At 72.7% G+C, this 16,311-nt stretch carries 13 protein-coding genes and 2 pseudogenes; 6 read left to right on the plus strand and 9 right to left on the minus strand.

Translation table 11 applies throughout. From position 1 onward, the window contains the following. From BJF81_RS14120 to BJF81_RS14130, 3 genes are all read left to right on the plus strand, one after another. The gene (locus BJF81_RS14120; protein ID WP_237770254.1) at positions 1-2,136 is read left to right on the plus strand and encodes a S9 family peptidase; all 2,136 of its coding nucleotides are present in this window, start codon (positions 1-3) and stop codon (positions 2,134-2,136) included. Continuing rightward, positions 2,133-2,561, plus strand: coding sequence for an HIT family protein (locus BJF81_RS14125; RefSeq protein WP_075958879.1), 429 nt, complete (start codon positions 2,133-2,135; stop codon positions 2,559-2,561). Before BJF81_RS14120 ends, BJF81_RS14125 begins: the two co-directional genes overlap by 4 nt. 178 nt (positions 2,562-2,739) lie before the next feature. After that, complete coding sequence (locus BJF81_RS14130; RefSeq protein WP_143780872.1) at positions 2,740-3,879, plus strand: baeRF3 domain-containing protein; 1,140 nt, start codon at positions 2,740-2,742, stop codon at positions 3,877-3,879. A gap of 107 nt (positions 3,880-3,986) precedes the next feature. On the opposite strand, the gene BJF81_RS14135 is transcribed toward BJF81_RS14130, so the two are convergent. Together BJF81_RS14135 and glnA are read right to left on the minus strand one after the other, a co-directional pair. Then, positions 3,987-4,844 (minus strand): 3-hydroxyacyl-CoA dehydrogenase, encoded by an 858-nt coding sequence (locus tag BJF81_RS14135; protein WP_075958881.1) that lies wholly within the window; start codon positions 4,842-4,844, stop codon positions 3,987-3,989. A gap of 128 nt (positions 4,845-4,972) precedes the next feature. Further along, complete coding sequence (gene glnA / locus BJF81_RS14140) at positions 4,973-6,397, minus strand: type I glutamate--ammonia ligase (RefSeq protein WP_075958882.1); 1,425 nt, start codon at positions 6,395-6,397, stop codon at positions 4,973-4,975. Positions 6,398-6,504: 107 nt separating this feature from the next. Here glnA and BJF81_RS14145 point away from each other — a divergent pair, with 107 nt between their 5' ends. Then, complete coding sequence (locus BJF81_RS14145) at positions 6,505-6,930, plus strand: RDD family protein (RefSeq protein ID WP_075958883.1); 426 nt, start codon at positions 6,505-6,507, stop codon at positions 6,928-6,930. A gap of 551 nt (positions 6,931-7,481) precedes the next feature. Continuing rightward, a pseudogene (locus BJF81_RS19955) lies at positions 7,482-8,483 on the plus strand (LTA synthase family protein); the annotation flags it as partial. Positions 8,484-8,684: 201 nt separating this feature from the next. Here the strand turns inward: BJF81_RS19955 and BJF81_RS18160 are convergent. From BJF81_RS18160 to lipB, 6 genes are all read right to left on the minus strand, one after another. Beyond that, positions 8,685-9,473, minus strand: coding sequence for a DUF4191 domain-containing protein (locus BJF81_RS18160; protein ID WP_075958946.1), 789 nt, complete (start codon positions 9,471-9,473; stop codon positions 8,685-8,687). Between the two features lie 5 nt (positions 9,474-9,478). Then, the gene (gene lipA, locus BJF81_RS14160) at positions 9,479-10,531 is read right to left on the minus strand and encodes a lipoyl synthase (protein WP_075958884.1); all 1,053 of its coding nucleotides are present in this window, start codon (positions 10,529-10,531) and stop codon (positions 9,479-9,481) included. A 99-nt stretch (positions 10,532-10,630) separates the two neighbouring features. After that, a complete protein-coding gene (locus BJF81_RS14165) occupies positions 10,631-11,599 on the minus strand; it encodes an ABC transporter permease subunit (RefSeq protein ID WP_075958885.1) in 969 nt (322 codons plus the stop codon). Beyond that, a complete protein-coding gene (locus BJF81_RS21175) occupies positions 11,596-12,213 on the minus strand; it encodes an AAA family ATPase (RefSeq protein ID WP_342447156.1) in 618 nt (205 codons plus the stop codon). Before BJF81_RS21175 ends, BJF81_RS14165 begins: the two co-directional genes overlap by 4 nt. Further along, entirely contained in the window at positions 12,210-12,656 is a 447-nt protein-coding gene (locus tag BJF81_RS21180; protein ID WP_342447157.1) for an ATP-binding cassette domain-containing protein, read from the minus strand. Before BJF81_RS21180 ends, BJF81_RS21175 begins: the two co-directional genes overlap by 4 nt. A 94-nt stretch (positions 12,657-12,750) precedes the next feature. Next, the gene (lipB, locus tag BJF81_RS14175) at positions 12,751-13,401 is read right to left on the minus strand and encodes a lipoyl(octanoyl) transferase LipB (RefSeq protein ID WP_075958886.1); all 651 of its coding nucleotides are present in this window, start codon (positions 13,399-13,401) and stop codon (positions 12,751-12,753) included. A 195-nt stretch (positions 13,402-13,596) separates the two neighbouring features. Between lipB and BJF81_RS19960 the strand changes: the two are divergent. Beyond that, positions 13,597-14,307 (plus strand): annotated as a pseudogene (locus tag BJF81_RS19960) (serine/threonine-protein kinase); the annotation flags it as partial. Positions 14,308-15,272: 965 nt separating this feature from the next. On the opposite strand, the gene BJF81_RS14185 reads toward BJF81_RS19960, so the two are convergent. After that, entirely contained in the window at positions 15,273-16,310 is a 1,038-nt protein-coding gene (locus tag BJF81_RS14185; protein WP_075958888.1) for a TIGR01777 family oxidoreductase, read from the minus strand. Between the last annotated feature and the right edge of the window lies 1 nt (position 16,311).

Genomic DNA, 16,311 nt, shown 5'->3' on the forward strand with positions numbered 1-16,311 from the left:
GTGACCGCCGAGACCTCCCTGCCCACCCCGCCCGTCGCCGAACAGATCCCGGTCGTCCGCCGCCACCACGGCGAGGACGTCACCGACCCCTACGAGTGGCTGCGGGACAAGAAGGACCGCAAGGTCCTGGCCCACCTCGGGGCCGAGAACGCCTACACGGACGCGATGACCGCCCACCTGGACGACCTGCGCCGGCGCATCTTCGGCGAGATCAAGAGCCGCACCCAGGAGACCGACCTGTCGGTCCCGGTCCGGCACCGCGACTGGTGGTACTACTCCCGCACCGTCGAGGGCCAGCAGTACGCGGTCCACGGCCGGATCGCCGTCGGTGACTCCCCGCAGCGCCCCGTCCTCGACCCCGGCGAGGTGCCGGACGGCGAGCAGGTGCTGCTCGACGGCAACGCCGAGGCGCAGGGTCTGGAGTTCTTCTCCCTGGGCACCTTCGACACCAGCCCGGCCGGCGACCTGCTCGCCTACGCCGTCGACAGCACCGGCGACGAGCGCTTCGACCTGCGGATCAAGGACCTGACCACCGGCGAGATCGTCGACGACGCGGTCACCGGCATCGGCTACGGCACCGCCTGGTCCGCGGACGCGGCATACCTGTTCTATGTGCGCGTCGACGACGCGTGGCGCCCCTTCCAGGTGTGGCGCCACGAGGTGGGCACCCCCGCCGACCAGGACGTCCTCGTCCACCAGGAGGACGACGAACGCTACTGGATGGGCGTCGGCGCCTCCCGCGACGACGAGCACGTCGTCATCGCCCTCGGCAGCAAGAACACCTCGGAGTACCGCCTGCTGTCCGCCTCCGACCCCACCGGCGAGTTCCGGGTCGTCGCGCCGCGGCGGGAGGGGGTCGAGTATGACGTCGCGCCCGCGGGCGGGCGCCTCTGGATCGTGCACAACCGGGACCACCGCGACTTCGAGCTGGCCGTGGCGCCGATCGGGTCGACCTCCGACTCCGACTGGCGGGCCGTGCTGCCCGGGCGCAAGGGGATGCGGGTCGCCGGCGTCGAGGCCTTCTCCGGCCACCTGGCCGTGTCGCTGCGCAAGGACGGGCTGACGCAGGTGCGGATCCTCCCGCTGGGCGACGACGGGCTCCCCGTCGACGACGGCTACGACGTGCCGGTGCAGGAGGAGGTCTGGTCGATCGACACCGGGGCCAACCCCTCCTACGAGACCGACACCCTGCAGGTCGTCATCGAGTCGCTCGTCACCCCGCCGAGCATCTACGACCTGGCCCTGGCCACCGGCGACCTCACCCTCGTCAAGCGCAAGCCGGTCCTGGGCGGCTACGACCCGGCCGACTACGTCCAGCACCGGCTGTGGGCGACCGCCGAGGACGGCACCCGCATCCCGATCTCGCTCGTGGCCCGCAAGGAACTGGGCCCGGACGGCACCAACCCGGGGCTGCTCTACGGCTACGGGTCCTACGAGATCTCCATCGACCCCTACTTCTCGGTGTCCCGGCTGTCCTACCTCGACCGCGGCGTGGTCTACGCGATCGCCCACGTGCGCGGTGGTGGCGAGATGGGCCGCAGCTGGTACGAGCTGGGCCGGATGGAGCACAAGAAGAACACCTTCACCGACTTCCTGGCCTGCGCCGACCACATCGTCGGCACCGGCTGGGTCGCTCCCGACCGGCTCGCCGCGGAGGGTCGCTCGGCCGGCGGCCTGCTCATGGGCGCGGTCCTCAACCTGGCGCCCGAGCGGTTCCGGGTCGTGCACGCCGGCGTGCCCTTCGTCGACGCCCTGACGACCATCCTCGACCCCTCGCTGCCGCTGACGGTCGGCGAGTGGGAGGAGTGGGGCAACCCGGTCGACTCGGCCGAGGTCTACGAGCTGATGCGCACCTACACGCCCTACGAGAACGTCCGCCCGGTGCAGTACCCCGCGATCCTGGCCACCACCGGCCTGAACGACACCCGGGTCTTCTTCGTCGAGCCGGCCAAGTGGGTCGCCCGCCTGCGCGAGACGGTCACCAACGACCCGGCCACGCGGCCCATCCTGCTCAGGACCGAGATGGTCGCCGGCCACGGCGGCAAGACCGGTCGCTACGACGCCTGGAAGGAGACGGCGTTCGAGATCGCGTTCATGCTCGACCAGCTGGACGCGACCGAGCTCCTCGAGGGATGAGCAGCTGCGCGTTCTGCCGGATCGTGGCGGGGGAGGAGCCGGCCGAGGTCGTCCTCGCCGACGAGCAGGTCGTGGGCTTCCTCGACACCCGACCCGTCTTCAAGGGGCACGTCCTGCTCGTGCCCCGGCAGCACGTGCATACCCTCCCCGACCTGCCCGACGCCCTCGTCGGCCCCTTGTTCACCGCCGCCCGCACCCTGGCCCAGGCGGTCAAGGACGGGCTCGGCGCGCAGGGGTCGTTCGTGGCGATGAACAACCAGGTCAGCCAGTCGGTGGCGCACCTGCACGTGCACGTGGTGCCACGGACCAAGGGGGACGGGTTGCGCGGCTTCTTCTGGCCCCGGACGAAGTATGCCGAGGGAGAGGCGGGGGAGTACGCCGCCCGCCTACGGGCCGTGCTGCCCGGAGGCGATGCCGCGGGCTAGCTGCGCGCCCGGTCGCGGCTGGAGGCGAACAGGGCCGCACCCACGAGGAGGGCGCCCAGGGCCGGGGCCAGGACCGTGACGGACCGATCCGGCCCTGGCCCTGCGGCGGGAGCGGTCCTCGGCGTAGGCTCGCAGGACGTGGCCGGAAGGCCCAGCACCCGACCTCAAGGAGGACTTCATGGATCTGATGACCCGGGCCGAGTTCGAGGAGCTGGTGGGTGACGGCGACGGGACGAGGTTGTCCTTGTTCGTCCCGACGCACCGGGTGGGGACCACGAAGGAGAGCGACGAGGACCGGCTGCGGTGGAAGAACCTGCTGGGTGCCGTCGAGGACACGCTCCTGAAGGAGGGGCACGAGCGCCGCGACGTCGACGAGCTGCTGGCCCCCGCGTGGGAGCTGCACCACGACGGCATGGCCTGGAGCCACATGGCCGACGGCCTGGCGATGTACCTCACCCAGGGATGGTCGGCCTCCTACCGGGTGCCGCTCGAGCTGCCCGAGCTCGCGGCCGTGAGCTCGGGCTACACCCTCGGCCCGGTGCTGCCCCTGCTCAGCGACCAGAACTACGTCGTGCTCACCCTCAGCCAGAAGCACGTGCGCGTGCTGCGTGGCAGCCGTGACCGGATCGGCGAGCTGGACCTGCCGTCGGTGCCCGAGGCGTTCGAGGACGTCTTCGTCGCCGACGGCCCCCAGTCCGACTCCGTCCCGCGGCCCAACGCCTCCGGGCGGTCGGGGCCCGGGGGAGCGGTCTACTACGGCGCCAGCTCGCTGGACAACGCGCACAAGGAGGAGGTCGTCGAGTTCTTCCGCGAGGTCGCCCGCGGTGTCGACGAGCACCTCGCCGGCCGCTCGATCCCGATGATCCTCGCGGGCCTCCCCGAGTGGGTGTCGATCTACCGGGACATCGCCTCCTACCCGCACCTCGTGGACGGAGCGATCGAGCGCAACCCCGACGACATGTCCGCCGACGACCTGCGGATCGCCGCCTGGGACCTGGTCTCGAGCCGGCTGCAGAAGGAGAACCAGCGGCTCCTGGACCGGCTGAACGAGCAGCGCGGGCACGGCTCGGGCGCGCTGGGCGTGGACCAGACGCTGACGGCCGCCAACGAGGGCCGCGTGGACACCCTGCTGATGACGTCCGGAGGGTGCTACGTCGGCAACGGCGCGCCCCAGGTCGTCCTGCCGCTGCGTAGCCCCGAGGACTACTGCGGGCTGGCCGACGCCGCCGCCCGCGCCACCCTGCGCAACGGCGGGTCGATCCGGATGGTCGAGGAGCTGCCCAAGGGCGCGCCGGTGGCGGCGATCCTGAGGTACTGAGAGCACCGCTCGAGGAGCCGCTCAGGGGCGGACCGGCAGACCGGTCCGCCCCTGAGGCACGTCGTGGACCAGGCGTGCCACGTGTGCGATCGCCAGGTCAGGGCTGGTCAGCCGTAGCGGTAGAAGCCCTCGCCCGTGGGGACCCCGAGCTTGCCCTTGTCGATGTACTCCTCCTTGAGCAGCTTGGCGAACTTCTGCGAGCTCTCGTCGTCCCTGCTCTTGGCCAGGTTGTAGGGGGTCGTCATCCCGATCACGTCGTAGATCTGGAACGGCCCCAGCGGTGCTCCTGTGCTCGTGCGCCAGGTCAGGTCGATGTCCTCGACGTCGGCGACTCCGCGGACGAGCAGGTCCGCCGCCGCGTTGAGGAAGGGGACCAGGAGAGAGTTGAGCACATATCCCGGCTGCTCCTTCCTGACCCGTACGGGCACCATCCCGATCTCCTCGGCGAAGTCCGCCACCGCCTCGAACCAGCGCTGGTCGGTGCCCTCGTGCCCCATCACCTCACCGATGTTGTTTCGCCAGATCTCGTTGGCGAAGTGCAGGGCGAGGAACTTCTCCGGGCGGTCGGTGGCGTCGGCCATGGCGCTGGGCAGCAGGGTCGAGGAGTTGGTCGCGAAGATGGTGCGTTCCGGAGCGGACTCGGAGACCTTCTGCCACGTGTCCCGCTTGATCTCCAGGACCTCGGGGACCGCCTCGATGACGAGGTCGGCGTCGGCCACGGCCGTGGCCAGATCGGTCGTGCCGGTGATCCGTCCGACTGCGGCGTCCAACTTCTCCGGCGTCGCGTCCTCAAGGTCCCGCAGGTACAGCGGCCTGAGGTAGTCCCACCGCTCGGGGAGGCCGTCGACGGCCTCCTGGGAGAGGTCGTATGCCATCACGGTCTTGCCGTGGTAGGCGGACTGAAAGGCGATCTGCGAGCCGAGCACGCCGACGCCGAGGACGGTCACGTTCTGGATGGTGGTCATGCCTCCACCATGGCAGCCTCGTCCCGGCCGACGCCGTCGGGGGTGTCGCCCGCCCGATGGACGGCCCTGGAGACCACGGCGGGGAGGGCGCGCCCTGCACGCCCTCCCCGCCCTCGTGACCGGTCGACTCAGATGTCGAAGTACATCTCGAACTCGTGCGGGTGCGGGCGCAGCCGGATCGGGTCGATCTCGTGGGTGCGCTTGTAGTCGATCCACGTCTGGATCAGGTCCTCGGTGAACACGTCGCCCTCGGTGAGGTAGTCGTGGTCGGCCTCGAGGGCGTCGAGCACGGCCGGCAGCGAGGTCGGCAGCTGCTCGATGTCCTCCAGCTCCTCCGGGGGCAGCTCGTAGAGGTCCTTGTCCACCGGCTCCGGCGGCTCGATCCGGTTGCGGATGCCGTCCAGGCCGGCCATCAGCTGGGCCGAGAACGCCAGGTAGGGGTTGGCCGAGGGGTCCGGCACGCGGTACTCGATGCGCTTGGCCTTCGGCGAGCTCCCGGTGATCGGGATGCGCACGCACGCGGACCGGTTGCGGGCCGAGTAGACGAGGTTGATCGGCGCCTCGTAGCCCGGCACCAGCCGGTGGTAGGAGTTCATCGAGGGGTTGGTGAACGCCAGCAGCGAGGGCCCGTGCGCGAGCAGGCCGCCGATGTACCACCGGGCGACGTCGGACAGGCCGCCGTAGCCGTTCTCGTCGTAGAACAGCGGCTCCCCGTCCTTCCAGAGGCTCTGGTGGGTGTGCATGCCGGAGCCGTTGTCCCCGAAGAGCGGCTTGGGCATGAAGGTCGCGGTCTTGCCGGCGGCCCAGGCGCTGTTCTTGATGACGTACTTGAACTTCATCAGGTCGTCGCCGGAGTGCAGCAGCGTGTTGAAGCGGTAGTTGATCTCCTGCTGCCCCGCGGTGCCGACCTCGTGGTGGGAGCGCTCGACGTCGATCCCGACGTAGGCCAGGTCCAGGCACATCCGGTCGCGGATGTCGGCGAAGTGGTCGACGGGCGGCACGGGGAAGTAGCCGCCCTTGAACCGGGTCTTGTAGCCGCGGTTGCCGCCCTCCTCCGCGCGACCGGTGTTCCACGCCGCCTCGATGGAGTCGATGTGGTAGTAGCTGCCCTGCGGCTGCGAGGCGAACCGGATGTCGTCGAAGACGTAGAACTCGGCCTCGGCGCCGAAGAACGCGGTGTCGGCGATCCCGGTGGAGCGCAGGTGCTCCTCGGCCTTGCGGGCGATCTGCCGCGGGTCGCGCTCGTAGGGCTCGTCGGTGAACGGGTCGACGATCGAGAAGTTCATGATGAGCGTCTTCTCGACCCGGAAGGGGTCCAGGTAGGCGGTCTGCGGGTCGGGGATCAACTTCATGTCCGACTCGTGGATGGACTTGAAGCCACGGATCGAGGAGCCGTCGAACATCTGGCCGGTGTTGAACGCGTCCTCGTCGAAGGACGCCGCCGGCACGTTGAAGTGCTGCATGACACCGGGCAGGTCGCAGAACCTGATGTCGATGAACTTGACGTCCTCGTCCTTGATGAAGGCGAGGACCTCCTCGGCGTTTGTGAACATGGACTGCCTCCTGGGTGGACCAACTGGGTCGGGCACGACATTACGCGGTGGCGGTTTCGGCACCGTCACCCTCCTGTTTCGGGAGTGTTACGCCGTAGGCTGGCCCGGTGACGAGCCCCGCCTTCTCCGGCCAGCGCCTCGGCCTGCCGCCGCAGGGTCCCGGGTCCGTCGCCTCCCTCCTGCGCCGCCTGGTCGCCATCCTCGTCGACTGGACCCTGTGCCAGCTCGTGGCCACCGCCCTGCTCGACCTCACCTGGGGAGAGGTCGTCGGCGTGCAGGCGTTCGCCCCGCTGGGCCTGTTCCTCCTGCTCAACCTCGTCCTCGTGCCCACGATCGGCACGACGCCCGGCCACCGGCTGCTCGGCATCCGGGTCGTCTCCCTCGACGGCGACGGGCAGCAGCCCCCACCACCGGGCCGGGCCGCGCTGCGCGCGCTGCTGCTCGGCCTGTTCGTGCCGGCCATCATCCTCGACGCCGACAGCCGCGGCCTGCACGACAAGGCCGCCCGCAGCGTCGTCGTCAACGCCCGCTGAGCCACCTGCCCGTGCTCGCCCTCGTCGTCACCGCCCTGGTGGCCAAGTCCGTGCTCGTCGCGGGCGCCGTCCTGGAACCGGACCGGTATGCCGCGCTCGTCGCCCTGAGCGCCCTGCCGCTCGTGGCCCTCCTCGTCAGCCCGGCGCTGCTGATGCGCGGGCGCACGCGCACGGCATACCTGGTCGGGGCCGACCTGGTGGTGACCACGCTGCTGCTGGCCGACCTCGTCAACGCCCGCGCGTTCGGCCGTCTGCTGAGCGTGCACATGATGGCCGCCGCCGGCAGCTTCGACGGGCTGGGGTCCTCGGTGCTGGCGATGTTGCGCTGGCACGACGTGCTCCTCTACGTCGACCTGCTCGCCGCAGCCGGGCTGGCCGTGCTCGCCCGTCGTCGGACCCGGCCGTCCCCCTCAGGCGGTGGCCAGGGGTTCGTCGACCGGGTGCGCGACCTGCGCCGCCGCTCGACCCGGGTCCGCACGGCGGTGGTCGTGGCCGTGGTGGCGGCCCTCTCGTTCGGCACCCAGGTGGTGACCCAGACGTCGGACCCGGGCATGCGGGTGGTCAGCCTGTCGCCGCTGGGGACCCACCTGCACCAGGTCTACGACGAGCTCGTCGACACCCACCAGGAGCTCACCCCCGCGCAGCGGGAACGGGTCGGGGACTGGTTCGCCCGCAACGCCGCATACCAGGGGGTGGCGCCCGAGCACGAGGACCTGGTGGGGCTGCTCGCGGGGCGGGACCTCTACCTCGTCCAGGTCGAGTCGCTGGAGCAGGTCGTGCTGGGCGCGGCGCCGTTCGGGCAGGAGGTCACGCCGACGCTGAACCGTTGGCGTTCCGAGAGCGTGGTCTTCGACCAGGTGCTCGCGCAGACGCGGGACGGCAGCAGCTCCGACGGCGAGCTGCTCATGCTCGCGGGGGTCTACCCGCTGGAGTCGGGGGCGACCGTGCTGCGCTTCCCGGACAACCAGGGCTACACGACCCTGCCGCGCCTGCTCGCCGAGGAGGGCTACCGGTCGGTGGCGCTGCACGGGGACGCCGGCTCGTTCTGGAACCGCGACCGCGTGCTCCCGCACCTGGGGTACGAGCGCTACGTCGCCGAGGAGCAGTTCGCCGGCGGGACGCCGCTGGGCCTGGGTCTGGCCGACGCCGACCTGTTCGACCAGACGCTGCGCGAGCTGGACGGGGTGCCCCGGCCGCGGTTCCTGCACCTGATCACCACCACCTCGCACACGCCGTGGGAGCTGCCCGCACGCCTGCAGGGGCTGGACCTGCCGGGCGACGACGCGACCAGCCGCTACCTGCAGACGCTGCACTACACCGACGGGGCCCTGGCGGAGTTCGAGCAGGCACTCGCCGGGCGCGGGCTGCTGGAACGCTCGGCCTTCGTGGTGGTGGGCGACCACGAGGGTCCGCACAAGTACGCCCCCGCCGACGAGCGTTGGCTGACCGGCAACGAGGGCCGGGTGCCGTTCATGGTCCACGTCCCCGGGATGACCGGCCGGACCGTGTCCACCCCCGGCGGCCAGGTGGACGTGCTGCCCACGCTGGCCCGGCTCCTGGACGTCCCCGCCGAGCGGTGGGCCGGGTCGGTCATGGGCCGCAGCCTGCTCGGGGATCACACCGGCTCCGCGGTGACCCCCGAGGGACAGGTGCAGCCCGGCGCGGACGGCGCCGGGCTGCTTCAGGAGCCTACGAGATCGCCGACCTGGCGGTCTCGGGCGACTGGTTCCTGCGTCCCTGAGGGGTATGCGGTGTCAGCGGCCGCGCAGGGCGCGCCGGCTCATCCGCGGGGTGCGGGTGGGGTCGACGCCGGCGGGGATCGGCGGGCGGTTCTTGCCGCCGAGCGCCTTCATCCGCTGCTGGACGACCATCGCCTCGTCGTTGTTCAGCTTCTTGGGCAGCGAGCGCATCTTCTTGACCACGCCCCGCAGCGGGGTGGCGTCCTCGCCCTTGCCGACGATGATGGTGTGCACCGGGACGGTGTCGCCGACGACACGGGCGACCCGCTTGCGCTCGCCGGCGAGCAGCCGCTGGGCGGCACCGCGGGGACCCTCGCCGAGGAGCACGACCCCGGGCTTGCCGACGGCCCGGAAGACCATCGCGGCGTTGTGCAGGTCGCGCATGCCGCGCACGGTGCCGCCGGCCTCGGCGGCCACCGGCTCCTGGTCGTAGAACCAGCCGCGGCGCAGCTGGCCCAGGACGGCCGAGGTGGCGCCGGGCTGACCCTCGATCTGGGTGAAGGCGGCGCGCTCGGCCTTGCGGCCCAGCACGACGGTCGCCGCGAGCAGCGCCAGCGGCAGGCCGATGATGACGAGGTAGACGACCTGGTCGATCCACAGACCGATGAGGACGGCCACGAGCATGACGGCCAGCGCCGACAGCAGCATCCACCAGATCGCCGCCGGGTCGGCCTTGCGGGTCATCGTCAGCACCTGGCGGAGCTGGGCGATCCGACCCGGCTTGTTCGGGTCCTTGACCTTCTTGGCGCGACGACCGAACCGCCGCTTCTTCGTCGGCTCGCCGCCGGTGGTGCTCGTGGACATGCGGTTCAGGATACGTGGGCGGCGGGCGTGCCCTCGCCACGCAGGCCGTTGGCCACGAGCGAGGCGGCCTCCTGGCGTGCGGGCACCGCGGCCTCGAACTGCTCGCGCAGGTGGGACAGGTTCTCCGGGATCGGCCGGCCCCACTTGGTCATCGCCGAGGCGTAGAGCTTGCCGGCCCGGTAGGAGCTGCGCACGAGCGGCCCGGCCATGACGCCCTTGAAGCCGATCTCCTCGGCCAGCTCGGACCAGTGCACGAACTCCTCGGGCTTGACCCACCGGTCGATCGGGTGGTGCAGCGGGGAGGGCCGCAGGTACTGCGTGATCGTGAGGATGTCGCAGCCCGCGTCGTGCAGGTCGCGCATCGCCTGCTCGATCTCGTGGTCCTCCTCGCCCATGCCGAGGATGAGGTTGGACTTGGTGACCAGCTCGTTCTCGCGCGCCATCGACAGCACCTTGAGCGACTTGTCGTACGTGAACGCCGGCCGAATCTTCTTGAAGATGCGCGGCACGGTCTCCAGGTTGTGCGCGAAGACCTCCGGCCGGGCGTCGAAGACCTGCTGGACCAGCTCGGGCACCGCGCCGAAGTCGGGCGGCAGGATCTCCACGCCGGTCGTGGGGTTGAGCTCGTGGACCTTGCGGATCACCTCGGCGTAGAGCCAGGCCGCGCCGTCGGGCTGGTCGTCGCGGGCGACGCCGGTGATGGTGGCGTAGCGCAGCTCCATCTCGCGGATCGACTCGGCGACCTTGCGCGGCTCCTCCGGGTCGAGGGCGCGGGGCCGGCCGGTGGCGATGTCGCAGAAGTCGCAGCGGCGGGTGCAGATGTCGCCGCCGATGAGGAAGGTCGCCTCGCGGTCCTCCCAGCACTCGAAGATGTTGGGGCAGCCGGCCTCCTGGCACACGGTGTGCAGGCCGCCGCCCTTGACCATCGACTGCAGCTCGCGGTACTCCGGGCCCATCTTGGCGGTGGTGCGGATCCACGACGGCTTGCGCTCGATGGGCGTCTCGGCGTTGCGGGCCTCGACCCGCAGCATGCGGCGTCCCTCCGGTGCGACGGTCACAGGTGCTCCTTGCTTCGAGGTCGGCACGTGCCCGCGGGGGCGCGTGCGTGCACCCTCCAGCCTAAGCCGCGGGAGGGGGGTATGCCGAACCCGCCCGCCTCAGGTGACGTCGCCCCGGCGGAACCGCGCCCAGGCCGCGAGCAGGACGGCCCCCAGCACGACGGCCAGCACGGTGACACCGTGGGCCAGGCTCAGGGTCTCCACGACCTCCCGGCACCCCTGGGGCCCGTTGCAGTCGGTCCACGTCGTCCAGGTGGTCCCGTTCTCGACGAACGCCGCGACGTTGCGGACCAGCCCGAGCCGGGCCACCCCGGCGAACGCGGAACCGAGGATCCCCTCGACGATGAACATCCAGCCGATGACCAGGCCGAGCACGACCCCGGTGTGCCGCACGAGGAAGGCGAGGGCCGCGCCGAAGGCGGCCGCGACCATCCCCAGGACGAGGATCCGCAGCGACATCCACACGGGTGGCCCCCAGCCGTCCGGCATCGACCGGTCGAGACCGAAGACTGCGTAGACCACCGGAGTCCCGAGGAGCAGGAGGACCAGCCCGGTGAGCACGACCGGCGCCGAGGCCAGGGCGGGCGCGAGCACCTTGGAGACGAACACGGGGGTGCGTCGCGGGACGAAGGTCAGCCACGTCGCCATCGTCCGGTGCGCGAACTCGGCCGCCACGGCGGTGGACCCGATCGCCAGCGCGAGGAACATCAGCGGGTAGGAGGCCCCCTGGAGCAGGAACTGCAGCTGCTCGGCCATCGGGGGCAGCTGGCCGTAGAACTCCTCGATCGTGGGCACGGCGAAGTCGTCGCAGCCGAAGTCGACGGACGCGTCGCCGGACCGGCGCCGTTCCTCGGCCTCCGCGAGGCGGCACTCCTCCTGCACCCGCTCGTTGTCCTCGACCATCCGCTGGTACTCGGTGTCCGCGCCGGCCCGGGCGGACTCCAGCTGCCGGGCCTGGTTGGCCACGCCGAGGAGGCTGACGACGGCCACGGCGACCGCGCCCAGGACGGTCAGCAGGACGACCTTGCGGGCCAGCAGCCGTCTTAGCTCGACGAGCAGGAGCCTCATCGCGCGTCCGTCCCGCCGGTCGTGGCCGGTCCGCCCGGCCCGGCACCGCCCGCGGGTCGTGCCGGCAGCCCCTCGTCCTGGGTGAGCTCGAGGAAGACCTGCTCCAGCCCCCGGCGGCTCGGCACCAGCCGCTCCACCCACAGCCCCTGCTCGCCGAGCAGCCGGGAGATCTGCGCCGGCTCGGCCCCGGTGACCATGATCGTGCCCGCGTCGGTCGTCGGGTCGTAGCCGGCCAGCTCCTCGGCCGCGTCGTGGCCCCGGCGCCGGGCCACCCACTCCGCCGTGAAGCCGGCCTCGCGCAGGAGCCGGATCGCGTTGCCGGGGGAGGCCACGCCCACCTCCACCGTCTGCCCGCCGCCGCCGATGAGCCCGGCCACCGACCCCTGGGCGAGCACGCGGCCGTGACCGATGATCGAGACGGTGTCGGCGATCTGCTCGATCTCGGACAGGATGTGGCTGCTCACCAGCACCGTGCGCCCCTCGTCGGCCAGCGAGCGCATGGTGCCGCGCACGTCGGAGATCCCGGCCGGGTCCAGCCCGTTCGTCGGCTCGTCGAAGATCAGCAGGTCGGGCGACTTCAGCAGGGTCGCCGCGATGGCCAGGCGCTGCTTCATACCCAGCTGTAGGCGCGGAAGGGATCCTTGCCGCGACCACCGAGCCCGACCTGCTCGAGGACCTCGCCGACCCGCGACCGCGGAGTGCCGATCGCGTCGGCCAGCAGGGTGAGGCTGCGCTCGCCGCTGAAGGTGGGGAAGAACGTGGGCGACTCGACGATCGCGCCGACCCGGCCGACCACCTCGGGCAGCCGCTGCGGCACGGGCGTGCCGAAGACGTGCATCGTCCCGGAGTCGGCCCGGGCCAGGCCCAGGAGCATCCGGATGGTCGTGGTCTTGCCCGACCCGTTGGGGCCGAGGAAGCCGTGCACCCCGCCCGCGGGGACGTCGAGGTCGAGCCCCTGGACGGCGACGCGGCGGCCGCGGACCCCCGGGTAGGTCTTGCGCAGCCCCCGCGTGACGACCGCCATGCCGTCGGTGCGCTCCGCGGTCGCGGTGCTCATCCGGCTCCCCTCCGGGCCGGACCTCCGGCCCCTACGCTCACCATCCAACACTGCGTGTGTGTCCGGGAGGGGCAGGGCGTTGCAGCGTGTCCGCTCAGCCGTGCCGGGCGGGCACCGGGTCCAGCACCCGCCCGAGGTGCCGTTCGGCCAGCGGCACGACCTCGGCGACCGGCACCGGGCGGCCCAGCTCCAGGCTCAGCGAGGTCACCCCGGCGTCGGCGATCCCGCACGGGATGATGGTGTCGGCCCAGCGCAGGTCGCAGTCGCAGTTGAGCGCGAACCCGTGCATCGTCACGTCCTGGCTGACGCGGATGCCGATCTGGCCGATCTTGCGCTCCGGGCGGGTGCCGTCCGCCGGCAGCCACACCCCCGAGCGACCCTCGACCCGGCCGACCTCGACGCCCAGGTCGGCGCACACGGCGATCATGACGTCCTCCAGCCGGCGCACGTGGGCCACGACGTCCACCGGCCCGGGCAGGTGCACGATCGGGTAGCCGACGAGCTGCCCCGGCCCGTGCCAGGTGATCTTGCCGCCGCGGTCCACGTCGATGACGGGGGTGCCGTCCAGCGGACGCTCGTGCGCCTCGGTCCGCTTGCCCGCCGTGTACACCGCCGCGTGCTCCAGCAGCAGCACCGTGTCCGGCAGCTCGCCGGCGACGACCCTGGCGTGCACGTCCCGCTGGTGGTCCCACGCCTGCAGGTAGTCGACGTAGTCGGGGGCGAACCCGAGGTGCTCGAAACGCATGGTCGTCACTCTAGCCGGGCCGCCCTGTGGACAACCCGGGCGCCGGCGCCGCCGCCTCTGGCACGGTGGCGGCGTGGGAGAGGACAGCTGGGAGCAGCCCGGGGACGGCCCGGTCGGTCGCCCGACCGGCGACGGCGCGGGACGGGAGGCGGACGCGTGGGCTCCGGGGAACCACCGGTCCTGCCGGGGTATGACGTGCTCGCGCCCCTGGGCGCGGGCGCCACCTCGTCGGTGTGGCGGGCCGCCGGCGGGGCGGACGGTCTGGTCGTGGCGGTCAAGGTGCTGCGCCCGGCAGGAGGGGACGTGACCGCCGGGCTGCACGAGGCGGGGCTGCTGGCCCGGGTGCGACACCGGCACGTCGTGCACCTCTACGACGTGCTGCCCCTGCCCGACCCGGCGACCGGACGTCCGGCCGCGGTGGCCCTGGCCACCCAGCTCGCCGGGGGAGGGTCGCTGGCCCAGGTGCTCGCGCGCCGACGCATCCTCTCGCCCGGCGAGCTGGTCACCGCCCTGCAACCGGTGGCGGGGGCGCTGGCCGACCTCCACGGAACCGGTGTCGTGCACGGCGACCTGTCGACCGGCAACGTGCTGTTCCTGCGGGACGGCATGCCGGTGCTCGGCGACCTGGGGGCGGCGCGGATCACCGGCGAGGAGCCGGGGCACCAGCTCGGGACCGGGGCGGCCGACGGCATGGTGGCCCCGGAGGTCCTCGAGGGCTTCCCGCCGACCCCGGAGTCGGACGTCTACCAGCTGGGCGCGCTCGCCTGGTGCTGCCTGGCGGGGGAGCCGCCGGGTCCGCCCTACGACCGTGGCGAGCTGGCCGAGCTGGCCCCGGACCTGCCACCCGGGCTGGCCGACCTGGTGCTGCGGTGCATGGCCCCCGACCCGGAGGCCCGGCCGGACGCCGAGGAGGTGGCGCTGGCCCTGCTGGCGACCGCACCGCCCGAGCCGGTCGAGGTGGCCCCGGACGCCGACCCCGCGCACGGCCTGACCGAGCGGCTGCGCAGCCAGGCCCGGGAGGACCTGGACGAGGACCCGGCCGTCGGCCCACGCACGGCCGCCCGCCGGGCCGCCCGCAGGCCCGGTCGGGGCAGGAGTGGCTGGGGCAGGAGTGACGGGGGCACGCCGGGAGAGACGCCCGGGTGGCGACGGTCCGCCACGTGGCTGCTGCCCGCGGCCCTGGCGGTGGCGTCCCTGCTGCTCGTCCTGGCCGCCGTCGCCGTGGTCCGCCCCCAGCTCGTCGAGGCCCGGTCCGGGACGGCCGGGCCCAGCTCACCGTCGACGTCGTCCGACGCCCGGCATCAGACGGCCGGAGCGTCAGGCACCGCCAGGGTTCCGACCCCGGCGCTGCATGACGCAGGCGAGGCGCCGGCACCGGGCGACGAAGCGGCCCCGACCGACGGCCCGGCCGGACCGACGGACGACCCGGCCGCGTCGACGGAGAGACCAGGCGACGGTGAGCTGACGGACACCCTCCAGGTGCTCCTCGACGGTCGGGGGGAGGCCTGGGAACGGGCCGACGACGTCCTGCTGCTCGGCGTCGTGGCGCCCGGCTCCCCGGCGGAGGCCGCCGAGGGCGAGGCGCTGGCCCGGCTGCGGGAGTCGGGCGTGCGCTACCCGGACGTGACCTTCAGGGTGGAGGACGCCACGGTCCGGGAGGGCGACACCCCGTCCGGCGCCGACCGCCTCGCCGTGCGGGCCACCGTCTCCCGGGCGGCCCTGGAGGGGCGGGACGGGCAGGGGCGCCGGCTCGACCCCGTGCCGGCCGGCACCGAGCGCGTGGACCTCGAGCTGGCCCGGGCGGGGGAGCGGTGGCTGCTGTGGTCGTGGGAGCGGCCGCCGGCTGACGCCGGAGAACCTCGACCGTCGAGCTACGGGGTGATGGGCTCGAGCGGGGTCGGGTCGCCCGGCGGCATGGGGTCGGACGGCGGGACGGGGCCGGTCGGCGGGTCGAACTCCTTGCCCTCGGCGCCCACCCAGGCCATCGCGGAGGTCAGGTCGGGGTGGTCCCAGGCGAAGCCGGCGTCGGTGAGCACCGTGGGCAGGGCCCGCTGGCTGTAGAGGATCTCCCCGGCCAGCTCGCCCAGGACCAGGTGCATGGCGAACGCGGGCACCGGCAGCACGGCGGGCCGGTTCAGCTGGCGGCCCAGCGCCTTCACGACGTCGGCCTGGGTGTCCGGGTGCGGGCCGGTGAGGTTCACCGGCCCGGTCACGGTCGGGTGGTCGAGCAGGAAGACGATCGCGCGGACGTGGTCGTGCAGGGTGATCCACGACCAGAACTGGTCACCCCCGCCGAGCGGTCCGGCCAGCCCGAGCACGGCCAGCGGCATGAGCTTGGCCAGCGCCCCGCTGCGGCGGGTCAGCACGATCCCGGTGCGCAGGTGGGCCACGGAGGCACCGGCGGCCTCGGCCGGGAAGGTGGCGGCCTCCCAGTCGTGGCACAGGTCGGCCAGGAAGCCCCCGCCCAGGTCGCTGGTCTCGGTGAGGACGGCGTCACCGCGCTCGCCGTAGTAGCCCACGCCCGAGGCGGACAGCAGACGGGGCCGGGCCCCCTCGGGACGGGCAACGACGGCGCGGGCGATGGTGCCCGTGCCCTCGACGCGGGAGTCGACGAGGACCTTCTTGCGGGCCGTGGTCCAGCGCTTGTCGCCGATCCCCGCCCCGGCCAGGTGCACGACGGCGTCGACGCCGTCGAGCACGTCGGGGGCCAGGTCGGCACCCGGCTGCCACGCCCGCTCGGACATCCCGGCCGACAGACCGGGGTGTCCGAGCGCGCGCGGGGCGCGGCGGACCAGGTGGACCACCTGGTCGCCGCGCCCCAGCAGCGTCTGCGACAGCGCGGACCCGATGAGCCCGCTGGCCCCGGTGACGGCGACCGTGCGCCCCGAGGGTGCCGGTGCCTGCGTCACC

It is taken from the genome of Ornithinimicrobium sp. CNJ-824 (genome assembly GCF_001942405.1).
In the GTDB taxonomy this organism is placed as follows: domain Bacteria; phylum Actinomycetota; class Actinomycetes; order Actinomycetales; family Dermatophilaceae; genus Ornithinicoccus; species Ornithinicoccus kibberensis.

Coding starts and splice junctions, on each gene's coding strand:
- BJF81_RS14125 (WP_075958879.1), top strand. CDS start 2,133: ATGAGCAGCTGCGCGTTCTGCCGGATCGTGGCGGGGGAGGAGCCGGCC.
- BJF81_RS14130 (WP_143780872.1), top strand. CDS start 2,740: ATGGATCTGATGACCCGGGCCGAGTTCGAGGAGCTGGTGGGTGACGGC.
- BJF81_RS14135 (WP_075958881.1), bottom strand. CDS start 4,844: ATGACCACCATCCAGAACGTGACCGTCCTCGGCGTCGGCGTGCTCGGC.
- glnA (WP_075958882.1), bottom strand. CDS start 6,397: ATGTTCACAAACGCCGAGGAGGTCCTCGCCTTCATCAAGGACGAGGAC.
- BJF81_RS18160 (WP_075958946.1), bottom strand. CDS start 9,473: ATGTCCACGAGCACCACCGGCGGCGAGCCGACGAAGAAGCGGCGGTTC.
- BJF81_RS14165 (WP_075958885.1), bottom strand. CDS start 11,599: ATGAGGCTCCTGCTCGTCGAGCTAAGACGGCTGCTGGCCCGCAAGGTC.
- BJF81_RS21175 (WP_342447156.1), bottom strand. CDS start 12,213: ATGAAGCAGCGCCTGGCCATCGCGGCGACCCTGCTGAAGTCGCCCGAC.
- BJF81_RS21180 (WP_342447157.1), bottom strand. CDS start 12,656: ATGAGCACCGCGACCGCGGAGCGCACCGACGGCATGGCGGTCGTCACG.
- lipB (WP_075958886.1), bottom strand. CDS start 13,401: ATGCGTTTCGAGCACCTCGGGTTCGCCCCCGACTACGTCGACTACCTG.